The sequence below is a fragment of the Mesorhizobium sp. B3-1-7 genome (assembly GCF_006439385.1).
Taxonomy (GTDB): Bacteria; Pseudomonadota; Alphaproteobacteria; order Rhizobiales; family Rhizobiaceae; genus Mesorhizobium.
This window is the reverse complement of sequence record NZ_VFTL01000031.1, coordinates 62,277-83,039: the sequence shown is the minus strand read 5'-3', so window position 1 is coordinate 83,039 and position 20,763 is coordinate 62,277. Positions and strand designations below refer to the sequence as shown.

Genomic DNA, 20,763 nt, shown 5'->3' with positions numbered 1-20,763 from the left:
TCAGTCATCGCATCAAGAAATGCGCCTGGAACGACGACTATCTCATCAATGCGATCACTCATATGCGATAGCCCTGCCCGCAAGGGGGAGATGCCCGGCAGGGCAGAGGGGGGTGCTGTCCCGCCGACCTTTCAGCTGTTTGTAGCTGCTGCGTCTGCGGGTTATTGATGGAAAGTCGCCAGCGTTGGCGTTCCTTCACACCCCCCTCTGTCCTGCCGGACATCTCCCCCGCAAGGGGGGAGATTGGCTGTGGCTACGCTCTGCGATAAACCCCGACCGCCGCAGCGACCAGCGCGGCATTGCCGTCCGCCACGCTGGCGTCCGGCAATTCCTTGCCGTCCTCCAGCCCGACCCGGGTCGACAACTTCCGCGCGGCCGCCCTTTCGACGAAGGGCCAAACCGTAGCGTTCTCGCCATGCAGCAGGATGGAGCGGCAGATGCCGGCGCGTTGCAGCACCTTCTCGATGCCGTCGGCCACCGCAAAGGCCTCGTCCAGTGTCTGCTCGGAAATCTCGACCAGCACGCGCAGCACCCGGCCGCCATGGTCGAGGCGGACGAGACGCTCGGCGTCCTCGACGGACGACAGGCCGGCCTCGATGCCGATGCCGCGCTGGCGCAGGCTTTCCATGACCACGGGTGCGGCCGTTTCGCTGAGATTGACCGAGGCATAGTCGGGCAGTTCGCGCCAGCCGGAGATGGCGACAAGCGTGCGCAGGTCGTCCTGCTCGATCCAGGCGCCGGTGGAGACGCCGATCAGCGTGCCCGGGCAGGCGCGGCGGAGTGCCGCGACCGTCCTGTCCATCGCTTCCGGCGCCAGGCTCTCTCGCCCGTCGGCGCCACGTGCATGGACGTGCAGCTCGGCCGCGCCCGCAGCGATCGACGCGGCGGCGTCGCGCGCCATCGCTTCGGGGTCGAGCGGCAAGGCGGGGTGGAAATCGGCGGGACGGGCGCCGTTGATGCAGGCCTGAACGATCATCCTTGCGGCAATCCTGTTTCGGTTGGCTGAAACCTAGCCCAGGATCGGAGTGGCCGGAACCGGAACGATGCAATCTCCTGACAGGCCGCGCGACCAATATCCCCCTGGCCTGCGACCAGAGGGATAGACATTCATCGTGGGCGATCGCCGAACTTCGAAAGCCCCCTAGGCCGGCACGCGCTTCAGCGCCTGCGCCATGCAGTGGATGCCGCCGCCGGTCTTGGAAATCTCGCTCATGTCGACGGCCGCGACCTCGAAGCCTTGAGCTTTCAGCTTCTCGATCAGCGTCCTGCTGGAAGTCGGCGCGATCACCCTGTCCTTGCCGAGCGACATGAAGTTGCAGCCGAGCGCCATCGTGTCCTGGAAGGGCACGTCGATGATCTCGTGGCCCTTGCCCTTCAACCAGTCGACGATGCCGGGCTCGGTGCAGGCGAGGCAGACAGCGGTGAGCTTTTCGGCGATCGGCACCACCATCAGGTCGATATGGACGTAGTATTCGTCGATGAAGGCAAGACGCGTCTCCCAGCCTTCCTTCTCGAACCAGTCCTGCACCTGGCGCGCGCCCTCTTCCTGGGTGCGGGCGCCGCCGCAGCCGATCAGCACCACGCCCTCCTCGATGACGTTGAAGTCACCGCCCTCGAAGGTGCCGGCCGTCACCATGTCGTAGATCGGGATGCCGAGTTTTTCATAGGTGCGGATGGCGGCATAGTTCTCGCCGCGCCGCCACCAGTTGGCCATGGCGGTGATGAAGGCGCCGTAAGGCGTCATGACGCTGGAGTCGCGCGAATAGACCTGCATCGGCAGTTCCGGCGTCGGCTCGTGCCAGTGGATGTTGACGCCGAAATGCTCATAGGCCGCGACGAGGTCCTTGTGCTGCGCCTGCGCGATCTGGACGTTGCAGGGGGCCTCGCGCAGATATTTTCTCGACAGCGAACTGGTCGACAGGTGGCGCAGGAAATTGGGCGAGCCGAGCAGCACGTCGGTCAGCACGTCGGTCTCATTGGCGAAGCCCCAGGCGGTCAGCGGCTTGGTACCGCCATTGGGGTTGCGGCGCTGCAGCGAGAACGGCTCGGCGACGATGCGGTCATGGACAGTCATGGAGTTCTCCTCGAGCTGGTGTCGTTGTTGGTCAGTCATGCGGTGGAAGCGGCCGGAATCCACCAGTCGCGGCCGCGCGGCGTGGTGACATATTCCGGCCAACGGAAATGGATGGGCGGTTCGTAGTCGCAAAGCGGAGCGATCCAGTTCGAGCCGCCGACGCCACCGCCAGTTCGCTCGACGAATTCGTCCATGGCGGCGTCGCGCGTGGCCTTGTCTTCCAGCAGGCGCAGCGCCGTCAGCGCGACCGTCTTGGCGGCACAGGTCACCATCGGATCGATGGTGGCGGAAATACCGCCCAGCGCATTCATAACCCAGGAGGGATAGGCGTGGCCGTTTGCCGAGCGCAGCGCCGGACGGGCGACATAGAAGCGCGACGTCGGCGCGTGCCAGCTCATGTCGGTATAGTCGTCCGAGGTGGAGTTCAGCTGCGACGGCGGCAGGTCGCGGCGCAGGATCGCTTCCGCGTCGCGCGGCGTGATCAGCCGCTCCAGCTCGTCGATGAACGGGTTCTCGGTCGCCTCGCCGCCGGCGTTGACCTGGACCTCGCGGGCGATGACCCTCGCCGCCTCGTCCCAGCGCGGCGCGCCGACGGTCGAGAGTGACTGATAGGTGATGTCGGCCATGGCGTGGTTGGCGAGCCCCGGCCGCGACTTCGATACCCAGTGGCGCTCGTAGCGGCAGCCGCTCATCTTGGCCGCCGCTTCCGCGTTGCGGTCGAGCACGGAGGTCACCTGCTCGGCCATGGCAATGGTCGGCACGCGGATCATGTACTGGATCTCGGCCAGGCCTGCCGGCAGATTGTCGGCGGTCGCCTGCCCTGCCGTCAGGATCGCCTCGCTGATCGACCAGCCGCCCTGATGCGTCAGCATGGAATCGCGCAGCGCCTTGGAGGCCATGTACATCATCATCAGCGCATCGTTGGCGCCGGGCGCCCTGACCGCCGAATGCGCCTGCGGGATCGGCGCACCATCGCTCGCCGCGCGCGTCCAATTCTCGGGTTCGTCGCAGATGAAGCGGTAGATCATCGAATAGGCGGCGCCGCAATGCGTGTCCCAGCGCGCCGTGTTGCAGAGCGGCAGCATGTAGAAGGGATGGAAGGAGATCATGCCGGCGAGGCCGTCATAATAGCCCTTCGCGGCATGGATCGGCTTCGAGCCCCTCACCTTCTCGGCTGGCTCGCCGGTGAAACGCAGCGTGCCCTTGATGCCATGCTCCAGCATCGCCGCCTTGGTGGCCAGAAGCCCGCCGAGGCTGCCGATGCCGAGGCCCGAATGTGGATCGGTGTGGCCGCCGGCCTCGACGCCCAGGCCCGGCCGCGCGCGTTTGACCGTCGCGGCATCCTGGCAGTTGCCGGGCACGGCGTCATATTCGCCATACATGCCGATCACCGGCCCATCGCCATTCGTCCAATGGGCGCAGAAGGCGGTTGGCATGCCGCCCGAGCCTTCCTCGACCGAAAAGCCTTCGCGCTTCAGCCGATCGACATACCAGGCGGCCGATTGATACTCGCGCCAGGCGGTCTCGCCGAAATCGAAGATGGTGCGCGTCCATGCCGACAGCAGCGGCTGGATGTTGTCGATGCAGGCGAGCGCGGTTTCTTGCGCCGAGGTCGTCACCGGTTTGTCCATGGCTCAAAGAAAGCAGTGAAGCGGCTCATCAAAAAGTGATATGTTTTCCCGGTTCGTGCAAATTCGGTTCACCTGAGGCCCCTTGCGCATACCTTCCACGCAGGCGCTGCGCGCCCTCGACAGCTTCGCCCGTCACGGCAGCGTTTGGCGCGCCGCCGACGAGCTTCACCTCACCCGAAGTGCTGTCTCGCATCAGTTGCGACTGCTCGAGCGCGATCTCGGTTTCGATCTCTTGCAGCGCATCGGCAAGGGTGTGGCCCTCACCCCGCGCGGCCAGCGCTACGCGGCCGATGTCAGGAAAGCGCTGACCGTGCTCGGCGACGCGGGAACGCAAAACAGCGGCGCCGGCGTCGGCGGCTCCTTCGGCATCTCGTGCCCGCCGGGCTTCGCCTCGATGTTCCTGTGCACGCATATCGGCGAATTCCAGCAGATGTATCCGGACGTGGCGCTCTCCGTGCTGACGCCGCGGCGGCTCGACGACGTCTCCAACCCGGAGGCCGACGCCTTCATCGCCTTCGGCGTCGGCAACTGGCCGAACCGGGCGGTGGAACTGCTTTGCGAAGTCCACTTCACGCCGTTGTGCAGCCCGACCCTGCTCAACAAGATCGGCGGCTTTTCCAAACCCGCCGACGTGCTGCGCGCCAATCTCCTGCATCTTTCCGACACTGAGGACTGGGCACGCTGGCTGGCGCTGTCCAAGGTGGAAAATCCCGATACCGAAGGCGGCATCTTCTTTTCCGACATGAACCTCGTCTTCTCGGCGGCGATCGCCGGCCAGGGGATCGCCATGGGCGACGAACTGACTGGACGCCGGGCGTTGAGCGAGGGCCGGCTGGTCAAGCCGTTCGAGGCGTCGGTCCCCTCGCCGCGTTCGTATTACCTGGTGTTCGAGCATGCGAAGGCCGGGCATCCGGTGCTGAATGCGTTCAGCGACTGGCTAAGGGCGAAGTTGTTGGAGAACAGGCTTTAGATTGAGCGGGGCGATGGAGAGCCAATCTCCCCCTTGGGGCCCCAAGGGGGGAGATTTGCAGTTCCAGCGCCACTCCCTCTCTCAGACGTGAATCGAATTTGCCGATCAGGCGAAAACTATTCGGTTGCGGTGAGCCGCAGCCATGCCTACGATTTCATTGGGAACTGAGGAAAGAGCCAGGATGCAGCAACCCGGCCGGGCCGCAGAAATCAAGGCGAACGGGATCGGCAAGAGCTTCGGCTCGTTCCGAGCGCTGGACAATCTGTCGCTCGATATCGGCCGCGGCGAGTTCCTGACGCTGCTTGGACCGTCAGGTTCCGGCAAGACCACCTTCCTGATGATCCTCGCCGGCTTCGTGCAGCCGAGCGAAGGCAAGCTTTTCAGCGACGGCGTCGACATAACAAACCGGCCGGCCGAACAGCGCGCCGCCGGCATGGTCTTCCAGGGCTACGCTTTGTTCCCGCATATGAGCGTGGAACAGAACATCGCCTTCCCGCTCAAGGTGCGCAAGAAATCCGCCTCGGAAATCAAGCAACGTGTCGGCGAGATGGTCGAGCGCGTCGGCCTCAAGGGCCATGAGAAGAAACTGCCGGCGCAGCTTTCCGGCGGCCAGCAGCAGCGCGTGGCGCTGGCCCGCGCGCTGGTGTTCGAGCCGGGCGTGCTGCTCCTCGACGAGCCGTTCTCGGCGCTCGACAAGAGCCTGCGCGGCCAGATGCAGGCCGAGATGAAGCGGCTGCACCAGGAAACCGGCACCACCTTCGTCTTCGTCACCCACGACCAGAGCGAGGCGCTGGCGCTGTCGTCGCGCGTCGCCATCTTCAACCACGGCAAGCTCTTGCAGGTCGGCAGGCCGGACGAGGTCTACGACCGGCCGGCCAACCGCTTCGTCGCCGAGTTCCTGGGCGAGATCAACATGCTGCCGGTGAAGGGCGTGCGCCCCGCCGACAGTGGCGCGACCGGGCTCTGCGAGGACCGCGCCGTCAACATGCGCTGCAAGGCCGAGACGATAAAGGGCGACGCCATCCTCGCCATCCGACCCGAGGACATGTCGATCGCGCCGGAAGCATCGGTCAACGAGAACGGCATCGCGGCGACCGCTGTCGCCTCGACCTATCTCGGTGCTGCGACCAAGCTAGACCTCACCACGCGCCAGGGCGCCAAGGTCACCGTCTCGGTGCCGAACGAGGTCGCGGCCGCGGCCTTGAGCAAAGGCAATTCCGTCTGGCTGACCTGGCCGGCGGAAAAAGGTTTCCTCCTTCCGGATGGAGGACAATAGAGCGCGCCGCCGCGGCCTGAAATCGCCGCATCGGCTTCCGGTTCAAATCAACGACAACAAGGGGAACTGACATGAACGACGATATGAACAACAAGACTCGGAAACAGGCCATCGAATCCCTCGCCGAGCGGACCAAGCGCGGCGAGATCTCGCGCCGGCAATTCGCGCAGCTCGCGGGCCTTGTGCTCGCCGGCACGCCGATGCTTTTGCGCTCGACCGGTGCTTTCGCCGACACCAAAGGGCTGGTGCTGGTGAACTGGGGCGGCGACGCCATCACGGCTTACGACGCAGCCTATGGCCAGGCCTTCACCAAGGACACCGGCATCCCGGTCAAGATGGACGGTTCCGGCCCGACCGAGGGCGCGATCGCCGCGCAGTACAAGAGCGGCGCGCCGACCTGGGACCTGGTCGACGTCGATCCGTTCTCGGCCATCACGCTCGGCGGCCAGGGCATGCTCGAACCGATCGACTACAAGGTCGTCGACAAGAACAAGATGCGTCCGGGCTTCGGCTGGGAATATGCCGCTTCGACCTACTTCTTCTCCTATGTGATCGCCTATGACTCGCAGAAGTTCGGCTCCAACGCGCCGACCGGCATGGCCGACTTCTTCGACGTCAAGAAGTTCCCCGGCAAGCGCTCGCTCTACAAATGGGGCGTGTCGAGCTGGGAAGCGGCCCTTCTGGCCGACGGCATCGCGCCGGCCTCGCTCTATCCGCTCGACCTGAAGCGCGCGCATGACAAGATCGCCGCCTTCAAGGAAAACGTCGTCTCCTACTGGGGCGGCGGTGCAGAAAGCCAGAGCGTTCTGCTCAACGGCGAGGCCTCGATGGCGATCGTGTGGTCGACCCGCGCCTCGCTGATCGAGCAGGACTCGGGCGGCCAGATCAAGTTCATCTGGGACCAGGGCCTGATCTCGCCCGGCGCGCTCGCGGTGCTGAAGAACAACCCCGGCGGCAAGGACGCTGCGATGAAGTTCATCGCCAGCGCGCAGGATCCGCAAAAGCAGCTCGTCATGTTCGACAAGCTCGGCCAAGGCCCGGCGAACCCGGCGGCCGACGCGCTGATTCCGGCCGACAAGAAGCGCATCAACCCCGTCGATCCGGAAAACATGAAGAAGCAGATCCCGCTCGACATGGAGTGGTACGCCAAGAATTACGGCGCTGCACTCGACGAATACACCAAGATCATCTCGGCCTGATCGGGCCGAGATTTTCCAACCGATGAGAGGCATCCTCTCCGACAGGATGGGCGCGGCGCTGCTGATGGCGCCGCTGCTCCTATTCCTTATCCTTGCCTATGCCTGGCCGTTCCTCGGCGTGGTGAAGTGGAGTTTTACGCTTCCAACGCCAGGGCTGGAGCAATACTACGCCCTGCTTACCGATGACCTCGTGCAGTCGGTGTTCATCCGCACGCTGCGCATCGCGGCGATCGTCACCGTCGTCTCCGTAACCGCCGCCTATGCGATCACCGTTGTCTGGGTGCGCGGCAGCCCGACGCAGCGCGTGCTTGCCGAATTCTGCATCCTGGTGCCGTTCTGGATCTCGGTGCTGACGCGCGCCTTCGGCTGGGTGGCGCTGCTCTCCAATCGCGGCCTGATCAACACCTGGCTGCAATCGATCGGCTTCATCTCGGAGCCGCTGACCCTGGTGCGCAACGAGTTCGGCGTCATCGTCGGCATGTCGCATTTCCTGATCCCCTTCGCGGTGTTCCCGCTGGCGTCCGCCATGCGCAGCCTGGACGAACGCGTGCTGCTCGCGGCGCGCGGCCTGGGCTCCAGCCGCATGCGCACGTTCTGGACGGTGTTCGTGCCGATGACGCGCTCCGGCATCATCGGCTCGGCGCTGATCACCTTCGTCTTTTCGCTGGGCTTCTTCGTCACGCCGGCAATCCTCGGCGGCGGCCGCAGCGTGATGATCGCGGAACTGATCTATCTGCGCATCTTCCAGAGCCCGGACTGGGGGCTTGGCGCGGCGATCAGCGTCGTTCTGGTGGTGTTCGTCGGCGCGCTGATGGCGCTTCTGTTCCGCTATGTCAAACCGAAGCAACTGGTGTAGCGCGATGCCGACTTATCGCCCCGGCCCCGTCTCGCTCATCCTCGCCGTGCTGGTGGCGCTGTTCCTGTTGATGCCGCTGCTTGCCGTCATCCCGGTGTCGCTGACGCCGAGCCGCATGCTGACCATGCCGACCGGTGAATTGTCGCTGCGCCATTACCGCTCGCTGATCGAGGATCCGCGCTGGCTGGAATCGATTCTGCTCTCGCTCAGGATCGGCGTCGTCAGCAGCATCCTTTCCACCGCGCTTGCCCTCACCTTCAGCCTCGGCGTGTGGATGTTCCAGCCGCGCTTCACCGCCGCCCTCGTCGGCTTCGTGCTGTTGCCGATGGTGGTGCCGCCGGTGGTCTCGGCCGTGACGCTCTATTTCCTGCTCACCTCGGTCTCCGGCCTCACCTCCTTCTTCGGCTACGATACCTGGCTGGGTGTGGCCATGGCGCATTCGGTGATGACGGTGCCTTTCGCCACGGTGCTGATTCTGGTGTCGCTCAGCCAGCTCGACCGCCGTATCGACCTTGCCGCGCGCGGCCTTGGCGCCAGCGTTTGGGAACGCGCAACGCGCGTCATCATGCCCAACATCAAGTTCGGCATCGTCACCGCGGCGCTGCTCTCCTTCGTGCTCTCCTGGGAGGAGATCGGCGTGACGCTGTTCATCACCTCGGTGAACGCCATCACCCTGCCGCGGCTGATGTGGATGGGCCTGCGCGACAACATCGATCCGGCGATCGCGGCGCTTTCGGTGATCCTGATCATCATCACCGTACTGGTGCTCGCCGTGCGCAGCGTCGTCACAAGGCAGCGAACCGCACGCTAAACGGCCCGATCAGACAAACCTGACCGAGACACGGCCGAACCTGCCCAAATCGCCGGTGACTTCATCGCCGGGCTCGACTTCTATCGGCTTGACGCAGGTGCCGGTTATCACCACCTGCCCCGGCTCGAGCGCTATGCCCAGGCCCGACAATTCGTTGACGATCCATTGAAGGGCAATCCGGGGGTCACCCAGCACGGCCGCCCCCGATCCGTCATGGCGCGACTTCCCGGCGACGAACCCGACCACCGGGTGCTTTGCCAGATCCACATCGCGCCAATCGTCCTCCACGGCCTCGCCGATGACGAACAGATTGGCGCAGGCATTGTCCGCGATGAGCTGCGCCGCGCCGACCGCGCAGAAATCGTCGTATCGCGAGTCCGGTATCTCGATCGCCGGGTGCAGGGTCGCCACGGCATCCATCACCTCGGCGATCTCATAGGGCTCGGCGCGCGGCTGCATCTCGCGGCCGAAGCGAAAGGCGAATTCGATCTCGGCCACGCGCATCCTGCTCGTCGCCAGCGAAACGGCTCCGCCGACATCGACCGCCTTCTCGGCCAGCAGGCGCCCCGCCATCGGACCGTCGACGTTGATATGCCTTTGCCCGGCCAAGCTGGTGGCGGCTATTTTCCAGCCGAAAAGCGGAGCCGCCGAGCGGTCCATCACATGGGATTGGACGGCATAGCCTTCCGAGCGCGTTTGCGGCCGCACCGTCTCGGGTATCGCATCGAGACGGGTGCCATTGTCCCAGTGGGCCACCAACAGGCGCGAAGCGGCCTTGGCTTTTTGCGTATCGAACATCGACAGCACCGAAGATCAAAAAATGCCACGCCGCCCGGCGCTTCGCGGATCAGGAGCCCGGCTGGGACCATTGCGCAATGTGAACCAGGCGAGACGATAGGCGACGGGGTATCGAGAGTCCACATTGCCAGTCGGGAGCTTCCCGACGACACCAAGCCGGTGATCGCCCTTGGTGAGCGCGGCAAGGCACGGGACCGCAAAACGAAAGAGGCCCGCCGGGAGCGGCGGGCCTCTTACGGAGCCGAAGTGGAAGCTCGGCGCCGTCATGATCCGGGGGTGTGGATCGACTCGAAATTTAGCCAACAGCGCCCGGCCCGGCGACTTACAAATCTGTAATCTTCGGCCCGGCAGGATCAGGCGACACCAACAAAAAGAGGCACGTTATCATAGTCTTGCGAGCGTCCGCGATCGCGCCGTCACGGCGCCTTCAATCAAAAGTGATGGAGCGGAAACCGGCTGACTACCGATTCCGCGGCAACATTCTGGTCAGCACCGTGTCCCGGCGAATGAAGTGGTGATAAAGCGCAGCCATGGCGTGCAAGCCGGCCATGATCAATATGCCGTTCGCGCAGAGCGAATGAAGCTCGCGAATAGTGCGTGCGGTCGCCCTGTCCGGGGCGAAGGGTGCGGGAATCGTAAACAGGCCGAAGAAGCTCAACGCGTCGCCCCGGAACCAGGTCAACAGAATCCCGAGGACGGGGATGGCGATGAGCAGGGCATAGAGAATGAAATGCCCGATCTTCGCCGCTGCCTGCTCGGCAGCGGGCATTTCCGACGGAAGGCCAGGCGCGCCCCTAAGGCCGCGCAGCACCACCCGCCAGAACACGAGCGCGGCCAGGAGAAGGCCGAACGAAATGTGCAACCGCCAGAAGAATGCGACCGCAGGATCCCCGCGAGAATAAAAAGCGTCACCATAGGTCAGGGCGTAGAGCAGGACGACGAGCGCGAATAGTGTCCAGTGAAGGAACTTCTGGGTGGACGTGTAGGTCATGGCGAGGGCCATTCCGAAGGGCTCCTTTTGACAGGTCTTCCCGTTTCGGACGCTTTGCCGGCAGACTTGTGGCCGCTAAATTAAGAATTCGTAAGACTACAACAAACCGGCAAAACGCAAACCAGCGCTTTGCCTGTCGCATTGCCGTCTATTGTCGTCCACGCCATCGAGGCGCCGCACCGGACGAAGGCCCCCCGGCCTCGTCCGTGCGTGCAGGCAGTTCAGGCGGCCTGCGGCCGCCGCATCCTCTCGACAAAGGCCTGCCTTGCCGGTCCGGCAAGCGGCTTGTCCATGGCCAGCAGGCCATCGAGCAGCGCCAGGAGTTCGCGCGCTGCCGAAGACTTGCAGGAGTAATAGACCATCTGACGATCGCGGCGGGTTTCGACCAGGCCAAACCTGCGCAGTTTGGCCAGGTGTTGCGACAGCGCCGATTGGCTGAGTTCGACTTTGTCAGCGAGCACGCCGACAGAGAGTTCGCCCTCGGCCAGGTAGTTCATGATGAGCAGACGCTTCTCGTTGCCCATCACCGCGAGAAAGGCTGCCGCGCTTTCTGCGTTGGCGGTAAGTTTCTTGGTGACCATCGATTTCCCCGTGGTTCATGCTCTTCCGAAGGCCATGGGGGCGATGGCTTCAGAGTTCCAGAGCGTTGGTGAGCATGCCCCGATTTGGACACGGGACCTGCCCTGCTTCTTTTCAACCAGAACCCCTTCGTAACCCGGTTGCCACCACGTCGGGGTTGTTGGTCTCGGACAGAACGCGCGGTGCTTTTCTGGGCGCAAGTCAATGCAGACTCGGAAAAATTCCACGCTGCTAATGCGTATCAGCGAAGCGCTCATTCGGCAAGAATATAACGAGGCCGGCAAAGCAATGGCCAACCGCGGGCACGCAAGCACCGCAGCCGGCGTGACCGGTCGAAGAGACCTCGGCCACGATGTTGCCGCGACTCACTCCCAATCTCGAAGCGTGCTAATATTAGCCGGGCAAAGGGGACCGGGCTGTAGGAGGAAGCCATGTCCGTCGTACGCAACACATTCACCCCCGACGAGACGGCCATGCTCGGCCGTGTCTACGAAAACGGCAATGTCGAGGGCGAGACCGCCGAGCAGAAGGAGGCGCGCGCCTCGCGCATCCTCGCCAATTACATGGCGGGCATCACCGACGAGGCGGAACTGATGGAGCTTTCGCGAAGGCCGCTTGGACGGTGAGCAGCACGTGCCGCACCCGTGAGACGGCTTCACGTTAAGTTGACGTTTCGCGGGGCAACTCTACGGTAAAATATATCGTTCTCCGACATTTTTCGGGAGGTTGGCGATGATCCAAGGATGGTTTTCGAGGCCGGTCGAAGTCGCCGTCGGCGTTTCCGGCTCGATCCGCCACATATCCAACGCCGAGCAGGCTGTCGAACTGCTGACCGGCCAATGGCGCGATGCCGGCAGCGCGCCGCACGGCGCGGCGCTGCGCGCGTGCCGCCGGGCGATCCGCGGCGACGTCGCGGCGGACAATGCCAGGGAGGCCTTTGTTGTCGCCGCGCGCGAGGCGCATGTGCTGGTGGAATAGAGCGGACCGGCGTTCCACAAGCCCGCCTATCGATAGTAAAGCCACAAGAGCACCAGCACCGCGAACACCGCCGGAGAAAGCAGGATTCCGGCCCGAAAGATGCACATGGCCAGCTGAAGCGGAGTGAACATGCCTGGCGGCGTCGGGCCTATCGATCGCGCGACTTGACGGAAAACCGATGCGCCATTCCAAACGCGCGTAAACGATCAGTTTCAGCGCGGGCACGGCTCAGCCGCATTTCCTCGTAGAGTCCGAATGCGGTCGCCATCAAGGTGGCGACGGTCATGGTGGATGCGAGCACGGCGATAAGCATGAGAGGTCTTCCCGCGTTTTCATCAGCCTGCCGGATTCATTAGCGCCGTCCGCGAGGGCGCGGCAGTGACTTTGGTCACGCGATTTTTCAGCCGTCCGGATCGCGTATCCGCCGGCCCATGGACCCGTCCGGACGCTGCCAATCGTCGGTTTGAAATTCTTCGGAACCTAATGCGCGGTGATTGGTTAACGCGCGGGTCGGCAATCGCCCTCGGCCTGCATCGACGCCATCCGGTGTCGCTTGCTTGCCCAAAAGACGATCATAAGAACGGAGGAAGTGATGAACGATGTCTGGTTTTCCGAACCGGTCGTGATCGATTTCCAGCCAAACGGCCAGCGCAAGGTATCAAGCTGTTTCGAAGCGATGGAATGCCTCGACCAACGCTGGCCGGGACAGGCGCGCGACGGCGCCTGGCGCTCGGCAAGCCGCGTCTGCCGCGATGCGCTCGACGGTCTGCGCAGCCCGGTGGAAGCCCGCAAGACACTGCGCAAGGCGGCCAAGGTCGCCGGCCTGCTGGCGTAGCCTCGATTTCCCATGGCGTCCCACCGGGGACGCCGCCAAGCCCGTCGCGGTTTCCCATTGCCGCGGCGGGCTTTTGTTTTCCATGAGGGCGAAGCGGCGGCCGACGCATACTCCGGAACACGTTCAAGCACGCATCCCGTGGGGGCACATGAAAACGACGGCCGTTGGGCTTCGGGGGCCTGACGGGTTCAGGCCCTTCCATTTCGGCGAGTCGGATGCCGGGCCGCAACGCAAGCGCCGGCGCGTGGTAACCGGGTGGTTACTATCCACAGCGGCGGAGGGCGAAACCAGGCTTGCGCGACCCGATCAGGCGAATCCGCCAAGTACTTCCGGAAACTGGACCGCCATCGCTCCTTCATCCGCCTGCCGGGCGTAGATCCGATGCATCTTCGTGCCGTCATACCTGGCCCGGCGGCGTTGCACGTCCTTGCCGAAAAGGCCCGCAACAGCATCGAAGCGCCGGAAGAAGCGCTTCATCACCCCGCGCTCGAATGGTATGCGCTGCTCGAACGGCTTTTGCCAGGGCGTGTCCTCTGCCAGGTCGCGCCAGATGCCCAGCGCTTCGAGTTCGACCCCGACCTGATTGCCCCACGGCTTGCCGCCCGCGAAATGCCTGGCCCAGGCCTGCGGGAAGCGAAATTCTCTCGTTCCGAGCGATTGCAGATTCCAGTTTGGGTGCATCGTCTGCCATTTGCCCTCGAAGGCGACGTTCAGAGCATTTTGGTCATTCATCTTGCCATCAATGGCGGTCTTTCGCGTCCGCTCCAGCAGGGCCTTCTCCCGGACAGCGTCCATATCGAAGACGACGACACCGGAATTGAAATAAGGCGCGCCGGGCGCCAGCTTGAGCTTTTGCCGATATGAAGGCCTGAAATACATGTAGTCGTCATGCGCGGCGAGCAGCGGGGCGCGCAGCCGCTGCCCGGTCAGGTCATTGATGTCTCTGTTGAAGAGGACATCGCAATCCGTGTATGCGATGCGATCGTATGGCTCGAAAACCGGAAACCGGTCGGCGAAAAGCCGAACGTAAGCGGCAATGCTGTATGTTCCGAAGCGAAAGCCGAAATTCGTCATGAAGTCCGTGACATCGACCAGTTCGACCTTGCCTTTCAGCAGATGGCGGGCAACTTCTAGGTCCGGTTCGCTCGCACCGGTGTAGAGCAGAAAGCCGTCGACCGGTGTCGAGACATCGATTATCCGACGCGCCGCCAGGCAGGCATATGGAAAGTATTTGGCGTCCGTGGCCAGGAAGAAACACGATTTGGTCATTCGCCACCGCAACCCTTATTTCGCCGCGGTGCCTGCCACAAAATGCTTCTCAACGAAAGCCTCGATCGGGCCGGTGAGCGAGGCCGCCTCGCTCTTGATCTTGTCATCGTCCCAGCGCCACCATTGGATCGCCAGAAGCTTCGATATGGTCTCCTCCGGGAATCGATACCTGATCAGGGTGGCCGGAGACCCGCCGACGATCGCGTAGGGCGGCACTTTTTTGGTGACGACAGCTCCGGCGCCGACAATCGCGCCATCGCCGATTTCCACCCCCGGCAGTATCATCGCACCGTTGCCGATCCAGACATCGTTGCCGACGGTGATGCCGGCCGGCTTGCCGCCATTCACGATCGGCTCGGGCTGCTTCAGCAATCGGCTGTAGATCGGGAATGATGTTGCGCTGTCGGTTGGATGCTGGCCAGAGCAAATGAAAAGCACTCGACCGGCAACCGAGCAGAAGGCGCCAACTTGCAGCGGAGCATCCTTCAAGGGGAACAGAACCTTTCGCCACGTCACGCCGTAAGTATGGCGGCCAACCGTTACATGCTCCGGCAACTTGGAGCGTGCGTCCTTGAACCATCTGGAAATCGACGACATTCGCAGACCTCAGCCACAGCAATCGAGCGACATAGCCGCAGATGAGCCGAACCAACAAGCCGGTGGCTCCCGGGGCAGCGTAATTTGGGCCAGAATTGCAAGATCGGCCAGTTCTCCTGGCGACATCATTGCACTGTTGTAGTTCCGTCCACCCGGGAGAAGGGAACCAGCATCGATCACGCCTGCGCCGGTCAGCAATTACAGTCCCCTTGATTTTCATGCCGCTTCGAAGCAAAGGGATGCGGTGGCAGGCCGACTTCTACCATTTCTGTAGCTCGGCCGCCTGTTGAGAGGCAGCGTGGCGTTCAAGACAATAGTTGACGGAATAAGCAGAAATCCCGCCGTCATCTGGGTGAAAATCGTCAGGAACCAGTTTGTCTACAAGGCCTTCGAATATCGGGGGCGTGCGTCCGGGCGCCGTCTGGCGAAAGAATTGCAGGGTGCCGGAGTGTCGCGCGTCTGCATCACGATCGCCTTCAACGTGCCCTGGGTGATCGACGCTTTGACGAAGGCATGGGAAATGCGGCCGCCGGGAATGACGCTGGTCGTCGTCGACAACTCGACCAAGATCGCGGCGAGAGAGGCGATTGCCCGCATCTGCGAAATGCGCGGGGTGCCTTACCTTGCCCTGCCTATGCGGGTCGAAAAGCACCTGTCGCGATCGCACGGAACCGCCATCACATGGGCCTTCCACAACATCGTGCGCCATCTGAAGCCGGAGCTTTTCGGCTTCATCGATCACGACTGCTTCCCGGTCGCGCCATTTGACATTCCGTCCAAGCTGGCTGGCAAAACGGTGTATGGACGCAGGGCATACGGCAACGAAAACCATGTCTACAAGGCCAAGCCGGAGGATCGGCACTGGAATCTGTGGGCCGGCTACTGCTTCTACCGGTTCTCCGCCGTGGCCGCCTACAAGCTGAATTTCGAACCCCGCATAAATCTCGGCCTCGACACCGGCGCCGCCAACTGGGCAATCCTCTATTCGAAACTCGCCGAGGCAGATGTCGCCGTGGCAACCGTGGAACAGCGGCCGATGACCATGGCCGGCGTGGTCGGGCACCACGAGTTCATCGACGGCGCCTTCTTTCACCTCGCCGGCGTGTCATACCCCGAAAGACCGGGTTACCACCACCGGACGGTGGAGCATCGGGAAATGCTTCGGGATTATGTGTGGAACACTTATCTCGGCGGCCCGGCCGGGCAGACGGTGAGTGATTTCTGACGAGGTTTTCGCGACCGAGCCGTTGGCGAAGGTTGGATCCAGAATCAGCCAAGTCCCGTAAGCCGTTGAATAAACTGGCGATCCCGGCAGGATTCGAACCTGCGACCATCGGCTTAGAAGGCCGGTGCTCTATCCAGCTGAGCTACGGGACCGTCGGCCGGCCGGGCCGGCTGATGCGCGCTGCGCCAAGGCGAGGCAAGACTCGGGAAGTCAGTGCGTCCAGGGCGTCCTGCGGTCATAGCGGAAATTGTCCGAATAGGAAATCTGCCGGCGCTTGGCTTCCTTCGGCTCTTCGACGCGATAGGCGATCTTTTCCTTCTCGGCATAAGCCATGGCCTCTTCCTTCGTCTCGAAGGTGAGCTTCACCTGGCTCAGCATGTCACCCGAGGTGGTGTAGCCCATCAGCGGATCGATCTTCTTGCGCTGGGCGGGATCGAATTCCAGCACCCAATGTCCGGTCTTGGCCTTGCCGGACTGCATCGCGGTTTTGGCTGGACTGAAAATGCGCGCGGACATGACCACCTCTTTGCCGCCCGAAGATCGGGCACCTCGTTCAGCGCCTCCGGGGATCCTACGGAAGTCCCGATTTCACGCCAATCCGTCATTACTGTGCAATGGGCGCGGCGGCAAGGCCGCAAGCGCCCCTGCGTTCCCACGGCGCTGGGAACCTCGCCGCGCCGGCGACATTATCGAAAGGTCGGGCGGCCGGCCGGAGCCAGCCTTCCCGTGAAGCATCCATCAGAAGCGGACGTTCGCCATGACCAATGCAACCGAACACCCCGTCCTGCAGCTCGCCGTGCTTGTCGGCAGCCTGCGCGCCCAATCCTTCAGCCGCAAGATCGCCAAGGCGCTCGCCGCCCGCGCGCCGGATTCGGTGCGCTGCCGCTTCATCGAGATCAGCGACCTGCCGCTTTACAACGAGGATCTGGACGGCGACAGCCCGCCGGCGGCGTGGTCGGCCTTCCGCGCGGCGATACGCGAATGCGACGCGGTGCTGTTCGTCACCCCGGAATACAACCGCTCGATCCCGGGCTGTCTGAAGAATGCGCTCGATGTCGGCTCGCGGCCGCCGGGCAAGAGCGTGTTCAAGGGCCTGCCCGCGGGGGTCGTCAGCGTCAGCCCGAGCAAGATCGGCGCCTTCGGCTCCAACCATGCGCTGAGACAAACCTTCGTCTTCCTCGACATGCCGGTGATGCAGCAGCCGGAGGCCTATATAGGCAATGTCTCGGAGCTGTTGGACGACCAAGGCGCGGTGACCAACGCCGACACCGCCACCTTCCTCGAGAATTTCATGGCCAGCCTGGAGACCTGGATCAGGACGGTGCATCCTGGCGGCTCGTCCTTCGATGCCTTCATGAAGCAGCGCGAGAAGATTGCCGGGGACTATGTCAATGGCGACGCCTCCTCGCTGAAAGCGATCGTCACCCGTGCCGGGCCGGCGACGTTCTTCTCGCCGCGCGGCGACCATCTCGAAGGGGCCGAAGCGGTTGCCGGCCGTTACGAGCGCGATGCTGCGAGCTTCCACAAGGGCGGCAACACCGACCTCGAGGTGCTGCAGGCGTCGGCAAGCGGCGATCTGGCCTTCTGGAGTGGCTTGCAGCATGCCAAGGCGCGCATGGGCAGAAACGGCGAGGCGACCGAGATGACCTTGCGGGTCACGGAAGTGTTCCGGCTGGAGGACGGCGCGTTCAAGCTGGTGCATCGCCACGCCGACCCGGTTCATTAGCCGGCGCTTGCAAAAATCCGCGACACAATGCCGGAGGTCTTTGCAACATAGGCCTATTCCTTTTGGCCCGTGGGCGGCATATGTCAGATACATGGTCGTGCCAGTTGAAGGCATGATGACGGCGATAAAGACACGTATGGGCGCGGAAGCGAAAGTCTTGCCGTCGGGGGCCGGCGAGCCAGCGATACTGGAAGGCGCGATTGTCATCGGCGCGGGCGCCGCGGGGCTTGCCGCCGCGCACGCGCTGGCCAAGGCCGACGTGACGACGCAGATCCTGGAACGCGAGGAACGGCTGGCCGAACCCTGGCATCGCCGCCACGACAACCTGCACCTCAACACGCATCGCGATCTTTCTTCGCTGCCGGGCGTTTCCTATCCCGCGGGAACGCCGGCCTTCCCGCACCGCAGCGCCGTCATCCGCCATCTCAACGATTTCGCCGAGACGCACAGGCTGCCGATCGCCTTCGGCGTCAAGGTCGACGAGATCGAATTTCGCGGCGACCACTGGCTGCTGCGGACAAGCGCGGGCTTGAAGGCGGCGCGATATGTGGTGGTCGCCACCGGGCGCGACCGGCAACCCTTCATCCCGGCCTGGACGGGCATGGCGGATTTTTCAGGATCGATCATCCACTCGGCCGATTTCGGCAAGGCGAGCGACTATGCCGGCAAGAAGGTGTTGGTGGTCGGCGCCGGCAATTCCGGCTTCGACGCGCTCAACCATCTTTCCCGCGTCGAGACGGGCCAGATGTGGCTTTCGGCGCGCAACGGACCTTCGCTGCTGCCCAAGCGCATCGGCAAGATCGCGGTGCATCGCATCTCGCCGGTGATGGCAAGCCTGCCGACACGGCTCGCGGACGCAGCCATGGCGGCAACGCAGCGCCTGGTGTTCGGGGATCTGACGAAATACGGCCTGCCTCCTGCCCCGTCGGGCGGCGCCAGCCGGCTCGGCTCCGACTATACGGCGATCGCCGCCGACGACGGCGCGGTCGATGCCATCAAGGCCGGGCGCATCATCGTCGTGCCGCAGCTGCGCGAATTCAGGCGCGACGGCGCCGTGCTGGACGATGGACAGACGATCGCGCCCGACATCGTCATTGCCGCCACCGGCTACCGCACCGGGCTGGAGACGATGCTGGGCCGGCTCGGCGTGCTCGACGCCAAGGGCGTGCCGCTGTTCAACGGCGCCGCGAACGACCCGAAGCTGCCCGGGCTTTGGTTCACCGGCATGCGGCCGAGTATTCGCGGCTGCTTTGCCAATGCAAGGATCCAGGGCGCTGCGATCGCCAGGAAGATCGCCAGTCAGAAACGCTGAGTGGCATCGTCAGTTCCGACCTCGGTTTTTGTGTTGCCTTCCGGGCGTACGCCCCCTATACGCCGCGGGACGTCGGAGTGTAGCGCAGCCTGGTAGCGCACCTGATTTGGGATCAGGGGGTCGCAGGTTCAAATCCTGCCACTCCGACCATTGCTTGCTTCCTAGACCAAATCGGTCTCGCCGTCCCTGCATTACAGCCGGAAGACAGAGACAATTGGGACGCCAACACCATCATCGTTGCGGATGTTTCCAGGGCAGCTGACATGGGTGCCCCGCGACCTATGATCCTCCCCTCTTCAACGACGCGCGTCAATGCGGCCTCGCCATAGGTGGCGGCAGCTTGCTGCTCGGCGCGGGACAGGCTCACGGGCAAGCGGAACCAGCCATTCAACGGCGCGGGCGAATCGGCGGTAAACCCGCCGGGCGAGAACCCCAACACCTCGAGCCCGGCGAGCCTACAACCCGATCTGGAACGCGACCGGGGCCGGGATCAACCGGCATTGTCCGCGTTGCAAGAGCGATGCCGGAAAGACTGTTCCGGAATGGGACGGCTACGCCGCGTACTCCCACGGGTTGATCACGGAAACGCCCGCCGTGGCTCGAATAATCCCTCGCCTCCAACTTTGTCGCCGGTCTAGACTTCGAACCAGGGGGATTTTCGATGCCCGTTCTCGAGGCTCTGCTGTCGCTGATCGGCCCGGCCTATCTGGCCTATTACGGCTTTACGGTTGCGGTGATGGTGGTCTGGGCAATTCTGTGCGCTGCCGTGTGGGTTTGGAACAACCGGCCCAGCAAGAGGAATGGCGGCGTAGCCCGGTCGCGGTCCGCCGGCCTGCTGTTCTTCATCCTAGTCGCCGCCTGTTATGTGGCGGCGCACACGGGAGTCTATCTTTTGGCCCGGCATCTGGCCGGACTATGGGCGTGACAGGCCTCAGATATCGAACTCGCCCTGCCCCTCGTCCATGGCGCTGACGGTCTCGGCGGCCAAGACGCGGGTGATCGGCGTCTTGCGCTCGAGGCCGGCGCGATCGAGGCGCTCGACAACGCGCATCGCGGTGCCGAGCGAACGCTCGATGCGGCGCACCAGGTATTGCACCACATGCGGCTCGACTTCGACCTGGCGGTCGGCGAACAGCTTTGTGATGACGCCGGCAAGCAAAAGGTCGTCGGGCTCGTGGATCTCGACCGTCGCCGCCGCCTTCAGCCGCGAGATGAGATCGGGCAGCGCGACGCGCCAGGCCGAGGGGAACCGCCGCGCCGTCAAAAGCAGCGTCGAACCCGCGCCGCGCACGGCGTTGATCAGGTGGAACAGGCCCTGCTCGTCGATCGGGCCTTTGTCGACATCGTCGATAAGCGCCGGCCCGGTGCCGAGACCGGCAATGTGCTCGTCGATCCGGCCGGGATCGATGGCGACGGCGTGCGTCCGATCCTGCCAGATCCGGGCGAGATGCGTCTTGCCGGAACCGGGCGGCCCTGCCAGCACGACCACCGGCGACGGCCAGTCCGGCCAGCGGTCGATCAGCGATCCCGCCTGCGCATTGGTGCCCGAGACGACGAGTTCGTCGCGCGAATAGCCGGTGCCGTGGCCGAGATCGAGCGGCAGCTGGCGCGGCGTATCGGCTGGCTGAGCAGCCAT

At 63.8% G+C, this 20,763-nt stretch carries 23 protein-coding genes and 2 tRNA genes; 13 read left to right on the top strand and 12 right to left on the bottom strand.

Annotation, left to right across the window (positions count from 1 at the left end; all coding sequences use genetic code 11):
* Positions 1-253: 253 nt before the first annotated feature.
* The 3 genes from FJ417_RS24185 to FJ417_RS24175 all read right to left on the bottom strand — a co-directional run bounded on the left by FJ417_RS24185 (position 254) and on the right by FJ417_RS24175 (position 3,705).
* A complete protein-coding gene (locus tag FJ417_RS24185; RefSeq protein WP_140785150.1) occupies positions 254-976 on the bottom strand; it encodes a 3-keto-5-aminohexanoate cleavage protein in 723 nt (240 codons plus the stop codon).
* A 165-nt stretch (positions 977-1,141) separates the two neighbouring features.
* Entirely contained in the window at positions 1,142-2,074 is a 933-nt protein-coding gene (locus FJ417_RS24180) for a dimethylarginine dimethylaminohydrolase family protein (RefSeq protein WP_140644995.1), read from the bottom strand.
* A 35-nt stretch (positions 2,075-2,109) separates the two neighbouring features.
* Positions 2,110-3,705 carry an amidohydrolase gene (locus FJ417_RS24175; RefSeq protein ID WP_181183286.1) on the bottom strand — a complete coding sequence of 532 codons (1,596 nt, stop codon included), beginning with the start codon at positions 3,703-3,705 and terminating at the stop codon, positions 2,110-2,112.
* A gap of 82 nt (positions 3,706-3,787) precedes the next feature.
* Here FJ417_RS24175 and FJ417_RS24170 point away from each other — a divergent pair, with 82 nt between their 5' ends.
* The 5 genes from FJ417_RS24170 to FJ417_RS24150 all read left to right on the top strand — a co-directional run bounded on the left by FJ417_RS24170 (position 3,788) and on the right by FJ417_RS24150 (position 8,817).
* On the top strand, positions 3,788-4,675 hold the full coding sequence (locus FJ417_RS24170) for a LysR substrate-binding domain-containing protein (protein WP_140703340.1): 888 nt from the start codon (positions 3,788-3,790) through the stop codon (positions 4,673-4,675).
* A 181-nt stretch (positions 4,676-4,856) separates the two neighbouring features.
* Entirely contained in the window at positions 4,857-5,951 is a 1,095-nt protein-coding gene (locus FJ417_RS24165; protein ID WP_140644998.1) for an ABC transporter ATP-binding protein, read from the top strand.
* A gap of 83 nt (positions 5,952-6,034) precedes the next feature.
* Complete coding sequence (locus FJ417_RS24160) at positions 6,035-7,150, top strand: ABC transporter substrate-binding protein (RefSeq protein ID WP_140703647.1); 1,116 nt, start codon at positions 6,035-6,037, stop codon at positions 7,148-7,150.
* 22 nt (positions 7,151-7,172) lie between these two features.
* Positions 7,173-8,006, top strand: a complete 834-nt coding sequence (locus FJ417_RS24155) for an ABC transporter permease (RefSeq protein WP_140785149.1) — start codon at positions 7,173-7,175, stop codon at positions 8,004-8,006.
* Positions 8,007-8,010: 4 nt separating this feature from the next.
* Positions 8,011-8,817: an ABC transporter permease gene (locus tag FJ417_RS24150; protein ID WP_140651913.1), complete on the top strand. Its 807-nt coding sequence runs from the start codon at positions 8,011-8,013 to the stop codon at positions 8,815-8,817.
* Positions 8,818-8,826: 9 nt separating this feature from the next.
* On the opposite strand, the gene FJ417_RS24145 is transcribed toward FJ417_RS24150, so the two are convergent.
* The 3 genes from FJ417_RS24145 to FJ417_RS24135 form a co-directional block, all read right to left on the bottom strand.
* Complete coding sequence (locus tag FJ417_RS24145) at positions 8,827-9,615, bottom strand: fumarylacetoacetate hydrolase family protein (RefSeq protein WP_140785148.1); 789 nt, start codon at positions 9,613-9,615, stop codon at positions 8,827-8,829.
* Between the two features lie 460 nt (positions 9,616-10,075).
* Positions 10,076-10,618, bottom strand: coding sequence for a cytochrome b (locus FJ417_RS24140; RefSeq protein WP_140785147.1), 543 nt, complete (start codon positions 10,616-10,618; stop codon positions 10,076-10,078).
* A 209-nt stretch (positions 10,619-10,827) separates the two neighbouring features.
* Positions 10,828-11,187, bottom strand: a complete 360-nt coding sequence (locus FJ417_RS24135) for a metalloregulator ArsR/SmtB family transcription factor (RefSeq protein WP_040988334.1) — start codon at positions 11,185-11,187, stop codon at positions 10,828-10,830.
* Between the two features lie 429 nt (positions 11,188-11,616).
* On the opposite strand from FJ417_RS24135, the gene FJ417_RS24130 reads away from it, so the two are divergent.
* Entirely contained in the window at positions 11,617-11,811 is a 195-nt protein-coding gene (locus FJ417_RS24130; RefSeq protein WP_140645003.1) for a hypothetical protein, read from the top strand.
* A 106-nt stretch (positions 11,812-11,917) separates the two neighbouring features.
* A complete protein-coding gene (locus FJ417_RS24125) occupies positions 11,918-12,163 on the top strand; it encodes a DUF982 domain-containing protein (RefSeq protein ID WP_140645004.1) in 246 nt (81 codons plus the stop codon).
* A 148-nt stretch (positions 12,164-12,311) separates the two neighbouring features.
* On the opposite strand, the gene FJ417_RS33205 is transcribed toward FJ417_RS24125, so the two are convergent.
* Positions 12,312-12,476 (bottom strand): hypothetical protein, encoded by a 165-nt coding sequence (locus FJ417_RS33205; protein ID WP_181183285.1) that lies wholly within the window; start codon positions 12,474-12,476, stop codon positions 12,312-12,314.
* A gap of 279 nt (positions 12,477-12,755) precedes the next feature.
* Between FJ417_RS33205 and FJ417_RS24120 the strand changes: the two genes are divergently transcribed.
* Complete coding sequence (locus tag FJ417_RS24120; RefSeq protein WP_095816412.1) at positions 12,756-12,998, top strand: DUF982 domain-containing protein; 243 nt, start codon at positions 12,756-12,758, stop codon at positions 12,996-12,998.
* Positions 12,999-13,304: 306 nt separating this feature from the next.
* On the opposite strand, the gene FJ417_RS24115 is transcribed toward FJ417_RS24120, so the two are convergent.
* On the bottom strand, positions 13,305-14,267 hold the full coding sequence (locus tag FJ417_RS24115; protein ID WP_140785146.1) for a glycosyltransferase: 963 nt from the start codon (positions 14,265-14,267) through the stop codon (positions 13,305-13,307).
* Positions 14,268-14,282: 15 nt separating this feature from the next.
* Positions 14,283-14,864 carry a CatB-related O-acetyltransferase gene (locus FJ417_RS33855; RefSeq protein WP_140785145.1) on the bottom strand — a complete coding sequence of 194 codons (582 nt, stop codon included), beginning with the start codon at positions 14,862-14,864 and terminating at the stop codon, positions 14,283-14,285.
* A 298-nt stretch (positions 14,865-15,162) separates the two neighbouring features.
* On the opposite strand from FJ417_RS33855, the gene FJ417_RS24105 reads away from it, so the two are divergent.
* On the top strand, positions 15,163-16,089 hold the full coding sequence (locus FJ417_RS24105) for a hypothetical protein (protein ID WP_140785144.1): 927 nt from the start codon (positions 15,163-15,165) through the stop codon (positions 16,087-16,089).
* Positions 16,090-16,164: 75 nt separating this feature from the next.
* Here FJ417_RS24105 and FJ417_RS24100 read toward each other — a convergent pair.
* Positions 16,165-16,241 (bottom strand) — tRNA-Arg (locus FJ417_RS24100).
* Positions 16,242-16,299: 58 nt separating this feature from the next.
* On the bottom strand, positions 16,300-16,605 hold the full coding sequence (locus FJ417_RS24095; protein WP_140680654.1) for an ETC complex I subunit: 306 nt from the start codon (positions 16,603-16,605) through the stop codon (positions 16,300-16,302).
* Positions 16,606-16,846: 241 nt separating this feature from the next.
* Here FJ417_RS24095 and FJ417_RS33850 point away from each other — a divergent pair, with 241 nt between their 5' ends.
* The 4 genes from FJ417_RS33850 to FJ417_RS24075 all read left to right on the top strand — a co-directional run bounded on the left by FJ417_RS33850 (position 16,847) and on the right by FJ417_RS24075 (position 20,052).
* Complete coding sequence (locus FJ417_RS33850) at positions 16,847-17,815, top strand: NAD(P)H-dependent oxidoreductase (protein WP_140785143.1); 969 nt, start codon at positions 16,847-16,849, stop codon at positions 17,813-17,815.
* A gap of 136 nt (positions 17,816-17,951) precedes the next feature.
* Complete coding sequence (locus FJ417_RS24085; RefSeq protein WP_140785153.1) at positions 17,952-19,127, top strand: NAD(P)/FAD-dependent oxidoreductase; 1,176 nt, start codon at positions 17,952-17,954, stop codon at positions 19,125-19,127.
* Positions 19,128-19,200: 73 nt separating this feature from the next.
* Positions 19,201-19,277 (top strand) — tRNA-Pro (locus FJ417_RS24080).
* A 511-nt stretch (positions 19,278-19,788) separates the two neighbouring features.
* On the top strand, positions 19,789-20,052 hold the full coding sequence (locus FJ417_RS24075; RefSeq protein ID WP_140785142.1) for a hypothetical protein: 264 nt from the start codon (positions 19,789-19,791) through the stop codon (positions 20,050-20,052).
* 6 nt (positions 20,053-20,058) lie between these two features.
* Here FJ417_RS24075 and hdaA read toward each other — a convergent pair whose 3' ends face one another.
* Positions 20,059-20,763 carry a DnaA regulatory inactivator HdaA gene (gene hdaA, locus FJ417_RS24070; RefSeq protein ID WP_140785141.1) on the bottom strand — a complete coding sequence of 235 codons (705 nt, stop codon included), beginning with the start codon at positions 20,761-20,763 and terminating at the stop codon, positions 20,059-20,061.

Bases quoted from the DNA above. Each gene is read 5' to 3' on its own strand.
- FJ417_RS24185 (WP_140785150.1), bottom strand. From the start codon at position 976: ATGATCGTTCAGGCCTGCATCAACGGCGCCCGTCCCGCCGATTTCCAC.
- FJ417_RS24180 (WP_140644995.1), bottom strand. From the start codon at position 2,074: ATGACTGTCCATGACCGCATCGTCGCCGAGCCGTTCTCGCTGCAGCGC.
- FJ417_RS24175 (WP_181183286.1), bottom strand. From the start codon at position 3,705: ATGGACAAACCGGTGACGACCTCGGCGCAAGAAACCGCGCTCGCCTGC.
- FJ417_RS24165 (WP_140644998.1), top strand. From the start codon at position 4,857: ATGCAGCAACCCGGCCGGGCCGCAGAAATCAAGGCGAACGGGATCGGC.
- FJ417_RS24160 (WP_140703647.1), top strand. From the start codon at position 6,035: ATGAACAACAAGACTCGGAAACAGGCCATCGAATCCCTCGCCGAGCGG.
- FJ417_RS24155 (WP_140785149.1), top strand. From the start codon at position 7,173: ATGAGAGGCATCCTCTCCGACAGGATGGGCGCGGCGCTGCTGATGGCG.
- FJ417_RS24150 (WP_140651913.1), top strand. From the start codon at position 8,011: ATGCCGACTTATCGCCCCGGCCCCGTCTCGCTCATCCTCGCCGTGCTG.
- FJ417_RS24145 (WP_140785148.1), bottom strand. From the start codon at position 9,615: ATGTTCGATACGCAAAAAGCCAAGGCCGCTTCGCGCCTGTTGGTGGCC.
- FJ417_RS24140 (WP_140785147.1), bottom strand. From the start codon at position 10,618: ATGGCCCTCGCCATGACCTACACGTCCACCCAGAAGTTCCTTCACTGG.
- FJ417_RS24135 (WP_040988334.1), bottom strand. From the start codon at position 11,187: ATGGTCACCAAGAAACTTACCGCCAACGCAGAAAGCGCGGCAGCCTTT.
- FJ417_RS24130 (WP_140645003.1), top strand. From the start codon at position 11,617: ATGTCCGTCGTACGCAACACATTCACCCCCGACGAGACGGCCATGCTC.
- FJ417_RS24125 (WP_140645004.1), top strand. From the start codon at position 11,918: ATGATCCAAGGATGGTTTTCGAGGCCGGTCGAAGTCGCCGTCGGCGTT.
- FJ417_RS33205 (WP_181183285.1), bottom strand. From the start codon at position 12,476: ATGCTTATCGCCGTGCTCGCATCCACCATGACCGTCGCCACCTTGATG.
- FJ417_RS24120 (WP_095816412.1), top strand. From the start codon at position 12,756: ATGAACGATGTCTGGTTTTCCGAACCGGTCGTGATCGATTTCCAGCCA.
- FJ417_RS24115 (WP_140785146.1), bottom strand. From the start codon at position 14,267: ATGACCAAATCGTGTTTCTTCCTGGCCACGGACGCCAAATACTTTCCA.
- FJ417_RS33855 (WP_140785145.1), bottom strand. From the start codon at position 14,864: ATGTCGTCGATTTCCAGATGGTTCAAGGACGCACGCTCCAAGTTGCCG.
- FJ417_RS24095 (WP_140680654.1), bottom strand. From the start codon at position 16,605: ATGTCCGCGCGCATTTTCAGTCCAGCCAAAACCGCGATGCAGTCCGGC.
- FJ417_RS33850 (WP_140785143.1), top strand. From the start codon at position 16,847: ATGACCAATGCAACCGAACACCCCGTCCTGCAGCTCGCCGTGCTTGTC.
- FJ417_RS24085 (WP_140785153.1), top strand. From the start codon at position 17,952: ATGGGCGCGGAAGCGAAAGTCTTGCCGTCGGGGGCCGGCGAGCCAGCG.
- FJ417_RS24075 (WP_140785142.1), top strand. From the start codon at position 19,789: ATGCCCGTTCTCGAGGCTCTGCTGTCGCTGATCGGCCCGGCCTATCTG.
- hdaA (WP_140785141.1), bottom strand. From the start codon at position 20,763: ATGGCTGCTCAGCCAGCCGATACGCCGCGCCAGCTGCCGCTCGATCTC.